We start from the raw sequence: 18,177 nt of genomic DNA, 5'->3' as shown, positions 1-18,177 counted from the left end.
AAATTACATTATTAACCATCAAAGACTATACATTTTTAAAAGATACAATATAAACTTATTTTATTATTAAATATTTTCTGTAGTAGGAAGGTTAATTACATCAATTCTTTTCTGTCTTTTTGTTACTTTTTCAGAAACCATATTTTTTTGGTATACACCTTGTTCTCCAACAATCCAAGATAAAGGTCTTCTTTCTTCCTTAATTAACTTTTGCAATAACATTAAACCCTGTATATACGCTTCAGGACGAGGAGGACAGCCAGGAATATAAATGTCTACTGGCAAGAACTTATCAACTCCTTGAACAACAGAATAAATATCGTACATTCCTCCAGAATTAGCGCATGCACCCATAGCGATAACCCATTTTGGCTCTAACATTTGATCATATAAACGCTGAATAACAGGAGCCATTTTAATGAATGGTGTACCTGCAATAACCATAACATCAGCCTGCCTTGGAGATGCACGTAAAACTTCAGATCCAAAACGAGCTACATCATGAATGGAAGTGAATGCAGATACCATTTCAACATAACAACAAGACAATCCAAAATTGTAAGGCCAAATAGAATTTCTTCTCCCCCAGTTAACTATTTTATGTAATAAATCAGCAACTTTTCCCATAAAAATATTATTTTTTAAATACTCTAAAATCGGATCTTTAACGGTTTTAACCGTTCTTTTAGGATATTTTTTATTTCGATTCATTTCTGCACTAGTTAAAGTGTAATTCATTGTGTTTCTCATTAATTAAGTATTAGATTTTTGTGCATGTGAATGTATCCAATTTAATGCTTTAATACGAACTAAATAAACAAGCGATAAAATAATAGACATAATAAATATAAATGCTTCACTAAATCCAATCCAACCAACATCATGTACACTCACAGACCATGCGTATAAGTATAAGGCTTCAACATCAAAAATTACAAAAAACATAGCAATTAAATAAAACTTAGCTGAAAAATTGAGACAACTGTTTTCTACTGAAATAATACCAGATTCGAAAGGAACATTTTTATGTCTAGAATTAGATTTTCCACCTAAGATCCAACTTAAAAACAACATAAAAAAACAAAATCCTAAAGAAAAAACTATAAAAAATAAAAAAGGAAAACTATCATTAATGATTTTTGAATTATATAACATAAATTTTCTCAAAATTTTATTATGTTCATTTTAAAATATTACATTGTTTTTGAGATTAATGAAATCATATAAGATAAAAAATATAAATATATTGATAATATATATTATATTTTCTTCAAAAACACATAACTAACATTATACTTGTGTAAAATTTTATTTTTTTTTGCTTGTAACCCTTGATGGCTGAAAAAGCGACCCCATCTAATAATCATTCAACTTTAAAGATACATTACAATAAAAAAAACATCATTGTATAGTAAATTGAAAGCCAAAAAAATGGTTACATCAAGGTTGAAAACCCAATTTATCAAATATTATAGGAGATTTTTAATGGGCAAAATTATTGGTATTGACTTGGGAACAACCAACTCTTGTGTTGCCATTATGGATGGCAACAAACCACGTGTTTTAGAAAATGCCGAAGGAGACCGTACTACGCCTTCAATTATTGCATATACTCAAGAAGGAGAAATTTTAGTAGGGCAACCTGCAAAGCGTCAAGCAATAACCAATCCAAAAAATACTTTATTTGCAATAAAACGTTTAATAGGTAGAAAGTTTCAAGATGAAGAAGTGCAACGTGATATTAAAATCATGCCCTATAAAATAGTCAACTCTAATAATGGTGATGCATGGATTAACATCAAAGAACAAAAAATGGCACCTCCTCAAATTTCTGCGGAAGTTTTAAAAAAAATGAAAAAAACTGCAGAAGATTATTTAGGAGAATCAATAACAGAAGCTGTAATAACAGTGCCAGCTTATTTTAACGATGCCCAACGTCAAGCTACTAAAGATGCTGGAAGAATCGCCGGTTTAGAAGTCAAAAGAATCATTAACGAACCTACAGCTGCAGCGCTTGCTTATGGATTAGACAAAGGACAAGGAAACAGAACTATCGCTGTTTATGATTTAGGAGGTGGGACTTTTGATATTTCTATTATTGAAATAGATGATGTTGATAAAGAAAAAACTTTTGAAGTACTTGCTACTAATGGAGATACTCATCTCGGAGGAGAAGATTTTGATAGCAGATTAATTAATTACTTGGTATCAGAATTTAAAAAAGAACAAGGCATAGATCTAAGAAACGATCCTCTAGCTATGCAACGATTAAAAGAATCTGCAGAAAAAGCAAAAATAGAACTATCGTCTGCGCAACAAACAGATGTCAATCTTCCATATATTACAGCTGATGCAAACGGTCCTAAACATTTAAACATAAAAGTTACTAGATCAAAATTAGAATCTTTAGTTGAAGATCTGATCGCACGTTCTATTGAACCACTAAAAGTAGCATTAAAAGATGCAGGATTATCAATATCAAATATAAACGATGTAATACTGGTAGGCGGACAAACAAGAATGCCCATGGTTCAATCAAAAGTAGCAGAATTTTTTGGAAAAGAACCTAGAAAAGATGTCAATCCAGACGAAGCCGTAGCAGTAGGTGCTGCAGTTCAAGGAGGAGTTCTTTCTGGTGATGTGAAAGATGTATTATTACTAGACGTTACCCCTTTATCACTAGGCATTGAAACCATGGGTGGTATTATGACACCACTAATTAATAAAAACACTACTATTCCAACTAAGCATAGCCAAGTATTCTCAACTGCAGAAGATAATCAATCAGCAGTAACAATACATATATTGCAGGGTGAACGAAAAAAATCATCGGACAACAAATCTTTGGGGCAATTTAATTTAGATGGCATTCAACCGGCTCCTAGAGGAACGCCACAGATTGAAGTAACATTCGATATTGATTCTGATGGCATACTACACGTTTCTGCAAAAGATAAAAATACAGGAAAAGAACAAAAAATTACTATTAAAGCATCTTCCGGATTAAATGAGCAAGAAATCAAGAAAATGATAGACGATGCTGAAGCTAATTCAGAATCGGATCAAAAATTTGAAGAATTAGTTAAAATAAGAAATCAAGGCGATCAATTAATTCATAGCACAAAAAAACAACTAAATGAAAATAAAAATACAATTGACGATAATGATAAAAAAGAAATTCAATCAGCTTTAGATAAATTAGACACAGCATTAAAGGGAGAAAATAAATCAGAAATTGAAAAAAATATACAAATGCTTTTACAGGTATCATCAAAACTAGCTGAATGTAATCAAAAACAAGCAGAACAAAACACAAAAAATAATAAGAATACTACTGATAAAAAAAATGAAAATATAGTAGATGCTGAATTTGAAGAAATTAAAGAACCTAAAAAATAAATTATTTCAAAAAAACAACAAAACATGATCAAGGATGTCAATATCACACGGGCGTAGATAAATTTCTACGCCCGTGCATTGTTTGAAATTTAAAAAAGAGCAAAGAAAGAATGGCAAAAAACGACTATTATCAAACTTTAGGTATTGCAAAATCTGCTGAAGAACGTGATATTAAAAAAGCATATAAAAAATTAGCAATGAAATATCATCCTGATCGCAATCAAGGTAACAAAACCGCTGAAAATAAATTTAAAGAAATAAAAGAAGCTTATGAAGTGTTAATTAATCCTGAAAAACGAACTGCATATGATCAATATGGACATGCTGCCTTTGAAAATAGCAATACTGGAAATAATACATACAGTACGTTTACTAGTTCTACAGATTTCGGAGATATTTTTGGAGATGTTTTTGGAGATATTTTTGGAAGTAACAGAAGTTCTAGAGCAAAAAAAGGATCTGATTTGTGCTATAATATGGAAATTATTCTAGAAGAAGCCGTTAAAGGAACAAAAAAAGAAATTAAAATTCCTACTTTCCAAACATGTAAAATCTGTTATGGAAGTGGCGCAAAAAACGGAACAAAACCTCGATCCTGTTCTACGTGTCATGGAAAAGGACAAATACATCTCAGAAAAGGATTTTTCACGGTACAACAATCATGTCCAACATGTCATGGAAAGGGAACTTTCATTAAAGATCCATGTAATACATGCTACGGACAAGGTCGTGTTGAAACATATAAAATATTATCGATCAAAATACCACCTGGAATTGATACTAATGATCGAATTCGTCTAAATAATGAAGGTGAAGCAGGTACAAACGGAGCCCAATCAGGTGATCTTTATGTACAAATTAGCGTAAAAAAACATCCTATCTTTGAAAGAGAAGACAACAACTTATATTGTGAAGTGCCAATTAATTTTACTATGGCAGCTTTAGGAGGCGAAATCGAAGTACCTACTTTAGATGGCAGAGTCAAATTAAAAATACCTTCTGAAACCCAATCAGGAAAGCTATTTCGCATTAGAGGAAGAGGTGTAAAATCCATGCAAAATAGAAACCAAGGAGATTTATTATGTCGTGTTGTTGTAGAAACACCTGTTAATCTTAATGATAAACAAAAGAGTCTTCTACATGAATTAAAAAATAGTTTTAATGACGCTTGCAATGAAACAAATAGTCCTCGTTCAAAAAGATTTTTTGATGGAGTAAAAAGATTTTTTGATGATTTAAGAAAATAAAAATGTTTATAAAAGTATTGCTTCTTAAACAAACAATATAGAGGCAATACTATTTAAATATTAATTTTTACACATTTTTCTAATTTTTAAAGAAAAATTAGATTTATAACGAGCTGCTTTATTTTTGTGTATTAAACCTTTACTAACATGCTTATCAACAATAGGTTGCATTTTTTTAAATGCCTCTTCTGCTTTATTTTTATTTCCAGAAAGAATAGCTAATCTTACTTTTTTGATAAAAGTTCGAATCATTGAACGTCGACTGGCATTGTTTCTTCGACGTTTTTCAGATGTGATGACATCTTTTTTAGCTGCTTTAATATTAGCCAATTTTTACCTCCAATGTTTTTAAAAGACAAATATTTATTTAAAAAAAAAATATATATGAATATACTAAAAAATATATTTCTAAAAAATATTTCAAATAAACTAATATTAGTTATTATAAAAAAAGATATTGAAAAAACATGACAAGTTGTTATTAATTTTACTCAAAATAGATACCTAATGCACATTCATTTTGGAACAACATGAAAATTATACGAGGTATTCACAATCTTAAAGAATTTACTTCTAATACAGTGGTTACAATAGGAAATTTTGATGGAATACACTTAGGACATGAAAAATTACTTGTTCAAACATATCAAATAGGAATTAAGAAAAATATACCTAGTGTAATAATTATTTTTGAACCACAACCATTAGAATTTTTAAATATAACACAAGCTCCAATGCGAATTACGAAATTTAGAGAGAAAATTAAACGAATTTTATCTCATAAGATTGATTATATTTTATGTATTAGGTTTAATAAAGTTTTTCAATCTATTCATGCAGAAGAGTTTATCATAAATATATTAATAAATAAACTACATACAAAATATATAGTAATAGGAGATGATTTTAGATTCGGTTATAAAAAATATGGAAATATTCAATTATTATACCAATTAGGAAAAAAATATTTATTTAATATAATAAAAATTAAATCTTTATATAAAAATAATATAAAAATCAGCAGTACTAATATTAGAACGGCATTGCTTGAAAATAACATACAATTATGTTCTCAATTGTTAGGTCGTTCTTTTAGTATTATCGGTCGAGTAGTGCATGGAAATTCAATAGGACAAAAAATTGGTTACCCTACAGCAAATATTATTTTGAATAAAAATTTCCTGCTCAGTAATGGTGTATATGCAGTGAAAGTATACTATTGTTCAAATCAAGTTATTTTTGGAATATGTAATATCGGAATCAAGCCAAGTTTTTTTAATCCACACAAAAAAAAAGTACTTGAAGTTTATTTATTTGATGAAAATATCAATTTATATAGAAAAGAAATTGAAGTTGTAATATGCAAAAAAATACGTAATGAACAATACTTTGAATCAATTGAAGATCTTAAACATCAAATTAGTCAAGATGTTAAAATAGTTAAGAAATATTTTCAAGATAAACATAAAAATAAAAAAAGAAAAAACGATGAACGATTATAAAAAAACACTAAATTTACCTAAAACCACATTCTCTATGAAAGCAAATCTTTCAAAAAAAGAACCAAAAATATTAACAAAGTGGCAAGAAAATAATATATATACTACAATTAGGAAAAAAAAAGCATCCAAAAAAATATTTTTTTTACATGATGGTCCGCCTTATGCTAACGGAAGCATTCATATTGGACATGCAGTTAACAAAATATTGAAAGATATTATTATAAAATCTAAAAATATGTCAGGATTTGACGCGCCATATATTCCTTCTTGGGATTGTCATGGATTACCAATTGAACAAAAAATAGAAGAAAATTGTGCTAATGATCAGAAAAAATCTATTATAGAATTTCAAAAAAATTGTAGGACATATGCATCTGATCAAGTGGCACAACAAAAAAAAGATTTCATTAGATTAGGAGTAATAGGTGATTGGGATAATCCTCATCTTACAATGGATTTTAAAAATGAAGCAAACATCATTAGAACTTTATCTAAAATTATTCAAAAACAACACTTATATAAAGATTTTAAACCTATATATTGGTGCACCTCCTGTGCTTCTTCTTTATCTGAAGCTGAAATTGAATACAAGGAAAAAAAATCTAATGCAATCATAGTTGCATTTAAAAATCATAATAAATCAACTATAAAAAAATTATTTAATTATACAACAACAAATAATAAAGAAACATATTTACCCATTTGGACTACTACACCATGGACGCTTCCATCAAGCAAAGCTATTGCAATCAATGCAGATTTTCAATATCAATTAATTGAAACACAAGAAAAAAATTTTATTATAGCAAAAGCATTATCTAAAAAGGTATTAAATATATTAAACATAAAAGAATGGACTATTGTTGATACTATAAAAGGGGAAAAATTAGAAAATATTATATTTTGTCATCCTTTTTTACGTAATATTTATTTACCAGTTATTTTGGGAACGCACGTGACACTTGATGTAGGAACCGGAGCCGTTCATACAGCACCTGATCATGGACCAGATGACTATAAAATTAGTAAAAAATATAATATTGAAATCAGTCATTTAGTAGATGACAAAGGATTTTATATTAAAAATGTACATCCAAGATTAGATGGTGTAAATGTTTTTAAATCTAACAAAATTATAATAAATATTTTAAATGAAAAAAAACTGTTATTACATCATGATTATTTATTACATAACTATCCACATTGTTGGAGACATAAAAGTCCGATTATTTTTAGAGCCACCCCACAATGGTTCATAAAAATATCAAAATCAAAATTGCTCGATCAAGCTTTAAAAGAAATAAAACAAGTTTTATGGATACCCAATTGGGGACAATCTAGAATGAGAGAAATGATTAAAAAAAGACCTGATTGGTGTATTTCAAGACAAAGAAGATGGGGTGTACCAATGTCAATTTTTATTGATAAAAAAACAGGAGAAATGCATCCTAAAACCGTTTTACTAATGGAAAAAATAGCAACAATAATAGAAAAAAAAGGAATACAAGCATGGTGGCATATGAATATAAAAGAGATATTAGGCGACGAGCATCTATTATATGAAAAAAATTTAGATATATTAGATGTATGGTTTGAATCTGGAAATACCCATACTTCAATTAATTATCAAAATCAAAAATATAATAAAAATTTTGCTGATATGTACTTGGAAGGATCAGATCAACATAGAGGTTGGTTTATGTCATCATTAGTGATATCAACTTTAATTAATAACAAAGCGCCATATTCTCAAGTTTTAACCCATGGATTTGTTGTTGATAAAACAGGACAAAAAATGTCTAAATCTATAGGAAATACTATCAGCCCTAATAAAATCATTGATAAATTTGGCGCTGATGTTTTAAGACTATGGGTTGCATCTTCTAATTACACTAATGATATTTCTATTTCTGATGAAATCTTAAAAAACACTGCAGAAACATATCGTCGTATTAGAAATACTGCACGTTTTATACTATCTAATATTAGCGATTTTAATCCTCAACAAGATTTGATCTCTAAAGACAATATGGTTTATTTGGATAAATGGGCTATCAGTCATACTCACATGGTGCAAAAAGAAATCATTCATTTATATAAAACATATAACTTTCATTCCATAATAAAACGTATAGCATATTTTTGTTCTATGGATATGGGATCTTTCTATCTTGATATTATTAAAGATAGACAATACACTCTAAAAGCAAAAAGTCAAGAGAGAAAAAGCTCTCAAACAACAATGTATTATATTCTTCATGCACTCGTACGATGGATTGCGCCGATACTGTCTTTTACTGCTGATGAAATATGGGATTACTTAAAACAAAATAATTCAGAATGTTTATTTACAGAAGAATGGTTCAACAAATTATTTGTTTTAGATTCAAACGATTTATATAATCATCATTTTTGGAATCAAATGATTGCTATAAAACATGAAATAAACATTTTTATAGAAAAAGCTATAAAAAAACAAATTATTAATAATGCGCTTGAATCCTCTATCACAATATATGTTTCAGAAAAACTGTTCAATACATTAAAAATGTTAAAAACAGAACTTAAATTTCTTTTTTTAACATCTGAAATCAAAATTAAAACATATGAACAAGCGCCTGACAATGCTACAAAAATTAATAATATTGCTTCTTGTAAAATTCTTTTGAAAAAAATCACAGGAAAAAAATGTTTAAGATGTTGGCACTATTTTAGCAGTACTAACAATAATACCAATCAAGATATCTGTAATCGCTGTATTTTAAACACCATAGGAGATGGTGAAAGACGTATTTTTATATAATGAAAACTCAATATTCCAACATACTAAACAAACCAATATATATACTATTAATTCTTGTCATTGTGATACTTGATATATTTAGTAAATATTGGATTCTTAATAATATAGAAGTCAATCAAGTGAAATATTGTTTTACAATATTGAATTTTTTTCATGTTCATAATTATGGAGCAGCCTTTAGTTTTCTATCAAATCGCTCAGAATGGACAAAATGGTTTTTATTTAGCGTCAGCATATGTACTATATTATTTATAACAAAAACTATGTTAAAATCTACAAAAATCAAAAAAAACAAATATATTGCTTATACTTTTATTGTATCTGGTGCTATAGGAAATTTAATAGATCGTATTATACATGGTTTTGTTATAGATTTTATTGATTTACATTTAAATGATTTACATTTTGCTACATTTAATATCGCCGATATTAGTATTTTTATAGGTGTTATCATTCTAATCCGAACAAAATATTAAAATTGTTTAAATATTTTATTATAGTACAAAAATCGTTTTACGAAATAATTCATCATGACAAAAAATATTAATTTGATATAAAACGTATTTAAGTTAGAGATCTAGATAATGAAAATTATGTTGGCTAATCCTAGAGGTTTTTGTGCAGGTGTAAAAAGAGCGATTTTAATTGTAGAAAATGCACTAAAAATATACAAAAAAACAATTTATGTAAATCATGAACTTGTACATAATCAGCATGTAATCAAACAATTGCGTAAAAAAGGTGTAATTTTTGTTGAAAATATTGAACAAATTCCAGATGGCGAAATCATTGTTTTCTCTGCACATGGAGTATCAAAAAAAACTCAACAACAAGCAATACAAAAAAAACTAATAATTTTAAATGCTACTTGTCCATTAGTTACAAAAGTACATAAAGAAGTCTCAGCATGCAGTAAAAGAGGAATAGAAACAATTCTTATTGGTAAAAAAGGACATGCTGAAGTTAAGGGTATAATAGGGCAATATGAAAATAAAAATGGTAAAATACATCTTATTGAATCTGTAAAAGATATTAAACAATTACTCATAAAAAATACTAATAAACTACATTTTGTTACACAAACTACTTTATCAATTACTCAAACAAAAAAAATTATTTCTGTTTTAAAAAAAACGTTTCCACAGATTTCTCATCCAAAAAAAGAAGATATATGTTATGCCACAACAAATCGTCAAAAAGCAATGTATAATTTATCTAAAACCAGTGAAATAATACTCGTAATAGGTTCAAAAAATTCTTCTAATTCTAATAGTCTGAAAGAATTAGGAACAGAATTAGGTGTTTTGACAAAACTTATTGATTCAGTTTCAGATATAAGAAAAAAATGGATCAAAAATATTAGTTGTATTGGTATTACAGCAGGCGCTTCAGCACCTGAAATTTTAGTGCAGCAAGTCATTCAATATTTGCAAAAAATAGGATTTAGCAGAATTATCGAAATCAATGGAACAAAAGAAAAAAATTTTTTTAATATACCTAAGCAATTATTAATTAATAACATTGTTTAAAAAAAGGATAATCTTTATGAAAAAAAAACTTCGCATTGCTATTACTGGACCTATGGGTCGTATGGGAAAAATGCTTATTCAAGAAACAAAAAAAAACAACAGTGTATCTTTAAAAGCTGCATTAGTACAAAGTAACAGTCCATTTATTGGTCAAGATGTTGGCAAGGCCACGGGAATAGATCAAATAGGCATCTCGATAAGTAATAAATTAAATATAAAAGAACATGATTTTGATGTTCTTATAGATTTTACAGAACCGAATGCTACATTAAAATATTTAGAATATTGTAATCAATTTCAAAAAAATATCGTAATCGGAACAACTGGTTTTTCAAAACAACAACTTGATATTATAAAAAAATATTCTAAAAATATTAGTATTGTACTCTCTTCTAATTTTAGCATTGGTATTAACTTAATGTTTCAATTAATTAAAAATACCACTAAAATTTTAGGTCACCAATCCGATATTGATATTATTGAATACCATCATCGTAACAAAATTGATGCACCATCTGGTACAGCATTAACAATGGGTAAAATTATCTCTCAAGTTATGAATTGGGATTTAAGCGAACATTCTATATATTCTAGAAAGGGTATAACTGGAATAAGAGAAAAAGAAAAAATTGGATTTTCTAGCATTCGAACAGGAGATATTATCGGCAAACATATTGTTATGTTTTCTAGTCATGGCGAGGAAATTACACTAAAACATACAGCGTCTAATCGAACATCGTTCGCAAAAGGAGCAATAGCATCAGCTTTATGGCTTCAAAAACAAAAACCAGGTTTATTTGATATGATGGATGTACTATCATTTAATTAAAAATAATATAAATGATCTATTAACAAATTAAAGATAATGTATAATTATGACAATAGACAAAAATATTAATTTTAGTTAAAATATCAAATATAAATATTAATCATATTAATAATTATTTTTTATGGAGGATGTTTTGAACCAATCAGCAGTACTGGTTTTAGAAGATGGAACTAGATTTTACGGAAAATCTATTGGAGCTACAGGTACAACAGTAGGTGAAGTTGTTTTTAATACATCAATGACCGGATATCAAGAAATAATCACTGATCCTTCTTATTCACATCAAATTGTAACATTAACTCATCCCCATATCGGCAATGTTGGTACTAATACTCATGATGAAGAATCGAAAACAATTCACATAAAAGGACTCATAATTCGAGATTTATCGCCTATTTCTAGTAATTATAGAAATCAAAAAAATTTTTCGTCTTATTTAAAAGAAAATAATATTGTCGCAATATCTAATATTGATACTAGAAAATTGACACGTATTTTGCGTATGAAAGGCTCGCAAAATGGTTGTATTATAGAAGATAAAGAAGAAAATTATTTAATAGCACATCAAAAAGCGCAAGATTGTATAAGTTTACAAGGACTAGATTTAGCGAAAAAAGTTTCTACTAAACGTATTTATCATTGGAATGAAGGCAGTTTGTTTTATAATAAACAGAAATTTTGTTCTACAATAAATAAAAAAAATTTATTTCATATTGTTGTATATGATTTTGGAGTTAAAAAAAACATATTACGTATGCTGGTAGATAGAGGATGTTATTTAACTGTTGTACCAGCTAATACTGATGTAAATACAGTTTTAAATTTAGCTCCAGATGGTATTTTTTTATCTAATGGTCCAGGCGATCCAAGACCTTGTATTTATGCTATTAATGCAATTCAACATTTTTTAAATCTTAATATTCCAATGTTTGGCATATGTCTCGGACACCAGTTACTTGCTTTAGCTAGTGGCGCTAAAATAATTAAAATGAAATTTGGACATCACGGAGCAAATCATCCAGTTAAAGAAATAAACACAAATCGTGTGATTATTACATCTCAAAATCATGGTTTTACTGTTGATCTAAAAAACATTCCTAAAAATATAATCATAACACATATTTCTCTTTTTGATAAAACATTGCAAGGACTTGCTTTAAAGAATAAGTTTTCTTTTAGTTTTCAAGGACATCCAGAATCAAGTCCTGGACCTCATGACGCTGCTTTTTTGTTTGATCATTTTATCAATTTAATTACTATTAAAAAAACTAATAATCAGTAATCCATTAGGAAAAAAAATGCCTAAATATACTGACATAAAATCAATTTTAATTCTTGGAGCAGGTCCAATAGTCATTGGACAAGCATGCGAATTTGATTATTCGGGTGCGCAAGCCTGTAAAGCATTAAAAGAAGAAGGATATAGAATTATTTTAATTAATTCTAATCCTGCGACCATTATGACAGATCCATGCATGGCTGATGCAACATATATTGAATCTGTTCATTGGACAGTAGTAGAAAATATTATTAAAAAAGAAAAACCTGATGCATTATTACCAACAATGGGAGGACAAACAGCACTTAATTGCGTTTTGGAATTAGATAAAAGAGGTATTTTAAAAAAATTTCATGTTAGAATTATTGGTGCTACAGTTAATGCAATTCAAAAAGCTGAAAATCGAAAACTATTTGAACAATCCATGAAAAAATTGCAGTTAGAAACTGCAAAATGTGGCATTGCTAAAAATATGAAGACAGCTTTCGCAGTTTTACATAAAGTAGGTTTTCCATGTATTATTCGTCCTTCATTTACTATGGGTGGTAGTGGCGGTGGAATTGCTTATAATAATGAAGAATTTAAAGAAATTTGTCAAAGAGGTCTGAAATTATCTCCTAATACGGAATTATTAATAGATGAATCATTAATCGGTTGGAAAGAATATGAAATGGAAGTGGTCCGGGACAAAAATGATAATTGTATTATTGTTTGTTCAATTGAAAATTTAGATCCAATGGGTATTCATACAGGTGATTCTATCACTATAGCTCCTGCTCAAACCTTAACCGATAAAGAATATCAAATTATGAGAAACGCTTCTATGGCCATTTTGAGAGAAATTGGTGTAGAAACTGGCGGTTCCAATGTGCAATTTGCTATAAATCCAAAAAATGGTCGCATGATCGTTATTGAAATGAATCCTAGAGTTTCTAGATCCTCCGCATTAGCATCTAAAGCAACAGGATTTCCTATTGCTAAAATTGCTGCAAAATTAGCTGTGGGATATACATTAGACGAATTAGCAAACGATATTACAGGCATGAATACTACCGCATCTTTTGAACCATCAATAGATTATATCGTTACTAAAATTCCTAGATTTAATTTTGAAAAATTTCCTGGTTGTAATGATCGACTGACAACTCAAATGAAGTCAGTAGGTGAAGTCATGGCTATAGGGAGAACGTTTCAAGAATCTATACAAAAAGCCATTCGCGGTTTAGAAACGGGCAAGACTGGATTTGATTCTAAAATCTCTTCTCATTCTTCAGATCACTTAATCAAAATTCGACATGAATTAAAAGATGCTGGAGCTGAAAGAATTTGGTATATAGGTGATGCTTTTCGAGCTAACATGTCTGTAAAAGAAGTTTTTGACTTGACTTCTATTGATCCATGGTTTCTTATCCAAATTCAAGAAATTATTTTATTAGAACAAAAAATTACAAAAAAAGGTTTGGCAGGATTACAAGAATATGATTTTTTTTATTTTATTAAACGTAAAGGTTTTTCTGACCAACGTATTGCAATCTTAACAAATACAAAAGAAAGCGAAATAAGAACACTACGTTATAAATTAAAATTACATCCTGTATATAAAAGAATTGATACATGCTCAGCAGAATTTTCTACTGAAACAGCATATATGTATTCTACATGGGAAGACGAATGTGAATCGAATCCAACAAAAGAAAAAAACAAGATCATTATACTCGGAGGTGGTCCGAACAGAATAGGACAGGGTATAGAATTTGACTATTGTTGTGTACACGCAGCGCAAGCATTACGAGAAGATGGTTTCGAAGCAATTATGATTAATTGCAATCCAGAAACGGTATCTACTGATTATGATATTTCAGACAGACTTTACTTTGAACCGATTACATTAGAAAATGTTTTAGAAATAGTTAGAATAGAACAACCTAAAGGTGTTATCATTCAATATGGAGGTCAAACACCATTAAAGTTATCTCAAGATTTTCAAAAAGCAGGCGTGCCGATTATTGGAACTAGCTCTGATGCTATTGATAATGCAGAAGATCGATATCGTTTTCAAAAAACCGTTTCTAAATTAAAATTGCAACAACCTTTAAATGCTACAGCTTTAACTATATCTGAAGCATGCAAAAAAGCCAAAAAGATTGGTTATCCAATTATGGTGCGACCATCATATGTACTAGGTGGTAGAGCTATGGAAATTGTTTATGAACAAGATGATTTAAAAAATTATTTTAAATTATTTGTATCAGACAAAAACACAAATCCAATTTTATTAGATCAATATTTAGATCATGCTAAAGAAGTAGATGTTGATGCTATCTGCGATGGGAAAAAAGTGTTAATAGGAGGTGTAATGGAACATATTGAACAAGCAGGAATACATTCTGGAGATTCTGCGTGTTCGTTACCAGCATACACTTTAACAAAAGATATTCAAAAAGAAATAAAACAACAAGTTTCAAAACTAGCTTTTGAATTATCCGTAAGAGGATTAATGAATGTACAATTTGCAATTAAAAACAATAATATTTATATTATTGAAGTAAATCCAAGAGCTGCAAGAACGGTACCTTTTGTTTCAAAAGCTACTGGTCTGCCATTAGCAAAAATTTCTGTACGAGTCATGTATGGAAAAACACTTTTAGAACAAGGTTTTACTAAAGAAGTTATTCCACCATACTTTTCAGTAAAAGAAGCTATTCTGCCATTTGACAAATTCCATGGAATTAATCCAAAATTAGGACCAGAAATGCGTTCAACAGGAGAAGTTATGGGTATTGGAAAAAATTTTTCAGAAGCATTTTCCAAAGCCATGCTTGGTGCTAATACGAATATAAAAAAAATTGGTCGTGTTTTGCTGTCAGTTAGAAATAATGATAAAATAAACTTAATTAATTTAGCAATTAAATTAACTAATCTTGGTTTTAAAATAGATGCTACTAAAGGAACATTTATCGCTTTAAAAAAATTTGGCATTGTATCTAGATTAGTGAATAAAGTACATGAAGGACGTCCAAATATACAAGATTTTTTAAAAAATGGAGAATACTCTTATATTATAAATACTACTTCTTCTAATCAAGGAATACAAGACTTCCAAATGATCTGCACCAGTGCTATACAATATAAAGTTCATTATGATACAACTTTAAATGGTGCTTATGCAACTGTTATGGCTTTAGATGAAAATCCAATTAAAAACTTTACATCACTTCAAAAAACACATAAAAAAATACATATAATTTCAAATCAAATCACATAATAGTCTTTTATAAATATGTTGCAAAACATATTTATAATCACAATCATGGAGTAAATTATTAAAATAAATATTAGTTTAATTGCAGCTCTTTCTAGAAATTTAGTAATTGGAAAAAACAATAAAATACCTTGGAATATTCCAGAAGATTTAAAATGGTTTAAAAAAAACACGATCAACAAAGATGTAATTATGGGACGTTTAACCTGGCAATCAATTGGTAAACCCTTATCTATGAGAAATAACATAGTTATCAGTAAAAAAAATATTGACACGCCCGGAATAATTTGTGTGGATTCAATATCTAATGCAATAATTGCTTCAAAAAATACAGAAGAAATTATGGTCATTGGAGGTGCTCAAATATACAAAAAAATGTTATTTTATGCAAATAAATTATACTTAACACATATAGATGCTGATTTTGTTGGTGATGCTTACTTTCCTAGGTATAAAATATTTTCACATTGGAAACAATTATTTAAAACAAAAATATTGCAGAGCAAAACCAATTCTTATAATTATTATTTTGAAATTTTATCAAGATAACAACTTATTACTCTTGAGAAAAAAATTTTTGAGAAAAAATTTTTTTATCTTCCCATCGAAACATCATTAATTCCCCCCCCCAACAACAACCAGAGTCTAATGAAAAAAACGGTTGGGGCACAGCAGTTCCTCTTAATGTAGACCAATGACCAAAAAAAATATAATAATCTTGAGGAAAATTATGCTTCATAAAAAACCAAGGTTTTAAAGGAGGTTTTAACATCTTTGGAGACTGTTTATAAAATAAGTTTAATCGACCATCTGGATAACAAGATCGCATTCTTGTAAAAACATTCATGCTATATCGCAGCCTATCTAATCCATTAAGATCTGAGTGCCACATAGTTACTTTATTATCATACATAGATTCTAAAAATAAATCAAAGTTATCACTCGATAAAAATCTTTCGATATCTATTGCATATTTTTGCGCAATATTAAGATTCCAATGTGGACTAATACCAGCATGTGTCATAACAATTTTTCGCTTTTTATCAATTTTTAAAATTTTTTGTGATCGCAACCACCTTATTAATTTATGACTATCAGAAGCAGCAAGAAATTTATCAAAATGGTTATTTTTGTTATTTTTTTTAATACCACTATATACTGAAATTAAATTTAAATCGTGGTTACCTAGTACTATTTTTACTCTATTTTTTAAATTGTAAAGATATCTTAACACTTTTAAAGAATCTATACCTCTAGACACTAAATCTCCTGCAATCCATAAATAATCTTTTTTACAATTAAATTCTGCTTTTTCTAATAGTCTTATGAATTCTTTATAACAACCATGAATATCACTCATAAAATAAGTACTCACAATATAAACCCTCTCTCTTAAAAAAAATTAATTTACAATTATGAAAAAATGATTAAAATAGTCAGTTTCAATTTTTTTTTAATTTTTGGTATAAAAAATTAGACAATTGACAATATTGTAAAACAGATATATTTTCAGCTCGACATTTTGGATCAATTGACAATTGTATTAAATTTTTTTCAGAAAATAATGACTTTAAACTATGACGTACAATTTTTCTTCTATTTTGAAAAGCAATTTTTGTAATGTTACTAAGAACATTTATATCATAAACAAAATATGGGGCATGTATATGAGGAATTAAATTCACAAATACAGAATCGACTTTAGGAATAGGCCAAAAATTTTCAGCATTAACATTTAATAATATTTTATTATTGCAATAATATTGAGCTATTATGCTAAGACGACCATATGCTTTATTACCAGGATTAGCAACTAATCTTTCGGCTACTTCTTTTTGCAACATAAAATGCATATCTTGAATAATTGCAATCTGCTTAAATAAAAACAAAATTAAAACTGTAGATATATTATATGGCAAGTTTCCAAAAATTCTCAGTAATTGATTGCTCTCATTAAATAAATCAAGAAAATTAAATCTTAATACATCATCACAAAAAACTACTAATTTTGAATAATAAGAATTATTTTTTAAAAAATTTAATATTTTACAATCAATTTCAATGACAGTCAATTTTTCAACTAAAATACTAATTGGCTTTGTTAGTGCACCTAATCCAGGTCCTATTTCGACTAATGTTTCTTTTTTATTTGGATTAATTTTTTTTATGATTGCGTCTATTATCGTGTCATTAACAAGAAAATGTTGACCATATTTTTTTCTGGGATAATGTTTAGAAATATTTTTAATAATCATTATGATATGTTTCATGATTCCATATTAGTATAACTTCAAAAATTGTTAATATAACTACAAAATGCTAGATAT

General features: G+C 28.2%; 15 protein-coding genes. 10 read left to right on the top strand and 5 right to left on the bottom strand.

What is annotated here, in order from left to right; all coding sequences use genetic code 11:
• Positions 1-66: 66 nt before the first annotated feature.
• Together D9V69_RS00765 and ndhC are read right to left on the bottom strand one after the other, a co-directional pair.
• Positions 67-738: an NADH-quinone oxidoreductase subunit B gene (locus D9V69_RS00765; RefSeq protein WP_158356442.1), complete on the bottom strand. Its 672-nt coding sequence runs from the start codon at positions 736-738 to the stop codon at positions 67-69.
• A 15-nt stretch (positions 739-753) separates the two neighbouring features.
• Entirely contained in the window at positions 754-1,155 is a 402-nt protein-coding gene (gene ndhC, locus D9V69_RS00760) for an NADH-quinone oxidoreductase subunit A (protein WP_158356441.1), read from the bottom strand.
• Positions 1,156-1,485: 330 nt separating this feature from the next.
• Here ndhC and dnaK point away from each other — a divergent pair, with 330 nt between their 5' ends.
• Both dnaK and dnaJ read left to right on the top strand, forming a co-directional pair.
• A complete protein-coding gene (gene dnaK, locus D9V69_RS00755) occupies positions 1,486-3,399 on the top strand; it encodes a molecular chaperone DnaK (protein WP_158356440.1) in 1,914 nt (637 codons plus the stop codon).
• A 110-nt stretch (positions 3,400-3,509) separates the two neighbouring features.
• On the top strand, positions 3,510-4,646 hold the full coding sequence (gene dnaJ, locus D9V69_RS00750; RefSeq protein ID WP_158356439.1) for a molecular chaperone DnaJ: 1,137 nt from the start codon (positions 3,510-3,512) through the stop codon (positions 4,644-4,646).
• A 60-nt stretch (positions 4,647-4,706) separates the two neighbouring features.
• Here the strand turns inward: dnaJ and rpsT are convergent, their stop codons facing one another.
• Complete coding sequence (gene rpsT / locus D9V69_RS00745) at positions 4,707-4,976, bottom strand: 30S ribosomal protein S20 (protein ID WP_158356438.1); 270 nt, start codon at positions 4,974-4,976, stop codon at positions 4,707-4,709.
• Between the two features lie 200 nt (positions 4,977-5,176).
• On the opposite strand from rpsT, the gene ribF reads away from it, so the two are divergent.
• From ribF to folA, 8 genes are all read left to right on the top strand, one after another.
• Positions 5,177-6,148 carry a bifunctional riboflavin kinase/FAD synthetase gene (gene ribF, locus D9V69_RS00740; RefSeq protein WP_158356437.1) on the top strand — a complete coding sequence of 324 codons (972 nt, stop codon included), beginning with the start codon at positions 5,177-5,179 and terminating at the stop codon, positions 6,146-6,148.
• On the top strand, positions 6,135-8,951 hold the full coding sequence (gene ileS, locus D9V69_RS00735; RefSeq protein WP_158356436.1) for an isoleucine--tRNA ligase: 2,817 nt from the start codon (positions 6,135-6,137) through the stop codon (positions 8,949-8,951). Before ribF ends, ileS begins: the two co-directional genes overlap by 14 nt.
• Positions 8,951-9,427 carry a signal peptidase II gene (lspA, locus tag D9V69_RS00730; protein ID WP_158356435.1) on the top strand — a complete coding sequence of 159 codons (477 nt, stop codon included), beginning with the start codon at positions 8,951-8,953 and terminating at the stop codon, positions 9,425-9,427. Before ileS ends, lspA begins: the two co-directional genes overlap by 1 nt.
• A gap of 108 nt (positions 9,428-9,535) precedes the next feature.
• Positions 9,536-10,480: a 4-hydroxy-3-methylbut-2-enyl diphosphate reductase gene (gene ispH / locus D9V69_RS00725; RefSeq protein ID WP_158356434.1), complete on the top strand. Its 945-nt coding sequence runs from the start codon at positions 9,536-9,538 to the stop codon at positions 10,478-10,480.
• A gap of 16 nt (positions 10,481-10,496) precedes the next feature.
• Positions 10,497-11,309, top strand: a complete 813-nt coding sequence (gene dapB, locus D9V69_RS00720) for a 4-hydroxy-tetrahydrodipicolinate reductase (RefSeq protein ID WP_158356433.1) — start codon at positions 10,497-10,499, stop codon at positions 11,307-11,309.
• Positions 11,310-11,430: 121 nt separating this feature from the next.
• Positions 11,431-12,591 (top strand): glutamine-hydrolyzing carbamoyl-phosphate synthase small subunit, encoded by a 1,161-nt coding sequence (gene carA, locus D9V69_RS00715; RefSeq protein WP_158356432.1) that lies wholly within the window; start codon positions 11,431-11,433, stop codon positions 12,589-12,591.
• A 16-nt stretch (positions 12,592-12,607) separates the two neighbouring features.
• Complete coding sequence (gene carB / locus D9V69_RS00710) at positions 12,608-15,853, top strand: carbamoyl-phosphate synthase large subunit (protein WP_158356431.1); 3,246 nt, start codon at positions 12,608-12,610, stop codon at positions 15,851-15,853.
• Between the two features lie 63 nt (positions 15,854-15,916).
• Positions 15,917-16,399, top strand: a complete 483-nt coding sequence (gene folA, locus D9V69_RS00705; protein ID WP_158356430.1) for a type 3 dihydrofolate reductase — start codon at positions 15,917-15,919, stop codon at positions 16,397-16,399.
• 7 nt (positions 16,400-16,406) lie between these two features.
• Here folA and D9V69_RS00700 read toward each other — a convergent pair whose 3' ends face one another.
• On the bottom strand, positions 16,407-17,225 hold the full coding sequence (locus D9V69_RS00700) for a symmetrical bis(5'-nucleosyl)-tetraphosphatase (RefSeq protein WP_158356429.1): 819 nt from the start codon (positions 17,223-17,225) through the stop codon (positions 16,407-16,409).
• Positions 17,226-17,292: 67 nt separating this feature from the next.
• Positions 17,293-18,120, bottom strand: a complete 828-nt coding sequence (gene rsmA / locus D9V69_RS00695) for a 16S rRNA (adenine(1518)-N(6)/adenine(1519)-N(6))-dimethyltransferase RsmA (protein ID WP_261979635.1) — start codon at positions 18,118-18,120, stop codon at positions 17,293-17,295.
• Positions 18,121-18,177 lie beyond the last annotated feature (57 nt).

It is taken from the genome of Buchnera aphidicola (Hyadaphis tataricae), assembly GCF_005081445.1.
Classification (GTDB): Bacteria; Pseudomonadota; Gammaproteobacteria; order Enterobacterales; family Enterobacteriaceae; genus Buchnera; species Buchnera aphidicola_AE.
This window is presented reverse-complemented; position numbering and strand designations above follow the sequence as displayed.

What these genes read in the sequence shown, in the direction of transcription:
- D9V69_RS00765 (WP_158356442.1), bottom strand. Translation starts at nt 738, where the DNA reads ATGAATTACACTTTAACTAGTGCAGAAATGAATCGAAATAAAAAATAT.
- ndhC (WP_158356441.1), bottom strand. Translation starts at nt 1,155, where the DNA reads ATGTTATATAATTCAAAAATCATTAATGATAGTTTTCCTTTTTTATTT.
- dnaK (WP_158356440.1), top strand. Translation starts at nt 1,486, where the DNA reads ATGGGCAAAATTATTGGTATTGACTTGGGAACAACCAACTCTTGTGTT.
- dnaJ (WP_158356439.1), top strand. Translation starts at nt 3,510, where the DNA reads ATGGCAAAAAACGACTATTATCAAACTTTAGGTATTGCAAAATCTGCT.
- ribF (WP_158356437.1), top strand. Translation starts at nt 5,177, where the DNA reads ATGAAAATTATACGAGGTATTCACAATCTTAAAGAATTTACTTCTAAT.
- ileS (WP_158356436.1), top strand. Translation starts at nt 6,135, where the DNA reads ATGAACGATTATAAAAAAACACTAAATTTACCTAAAACCACATTCTCT.
- lspA (WP_158356435.1), top strand. Translation starts at nt 8,951, where the DNA reads ATGAAAACTCAATATTCCAACATACTAAACAAACCAATATATATACTA.
- ispH (WP_158356434.1), top strand. Translation starts at nt 9,536, where the DNA reads ATGAAAATTATGTTGGCTAATCCTAGAGGTTTTTGTGCAGGTGTAAAA.
- dapB (WP_158356433.1), top strand. Translation starts at nt 10,497, where the DNA reads ATGAAAAAAAAACTTCGCATTGCTATTACTGGACCTATGGGTCGTATG.
- carA (WP_158356432.1), top strand. Translation starts at nt 11,431, where the DNA reads ATGGAGGATGTTTTGAACCAATCAGCAGTACTGGTTTTAGAAGATGGA.
- carB (WP_158356431.1), top strand. Translation starts at nt 12,608, where the DNA reads ATGCCTAAATATACTGACATAAAATCAATTTTAATTCTTGGAGCAGGT.
- rsmA (WP_261979635.1), bottom strand. Translation starts at nt 18,120, where the DNA reads ATGAAACATATCATAATGATTATTAAAAATATTTCTAAACATTATCCC.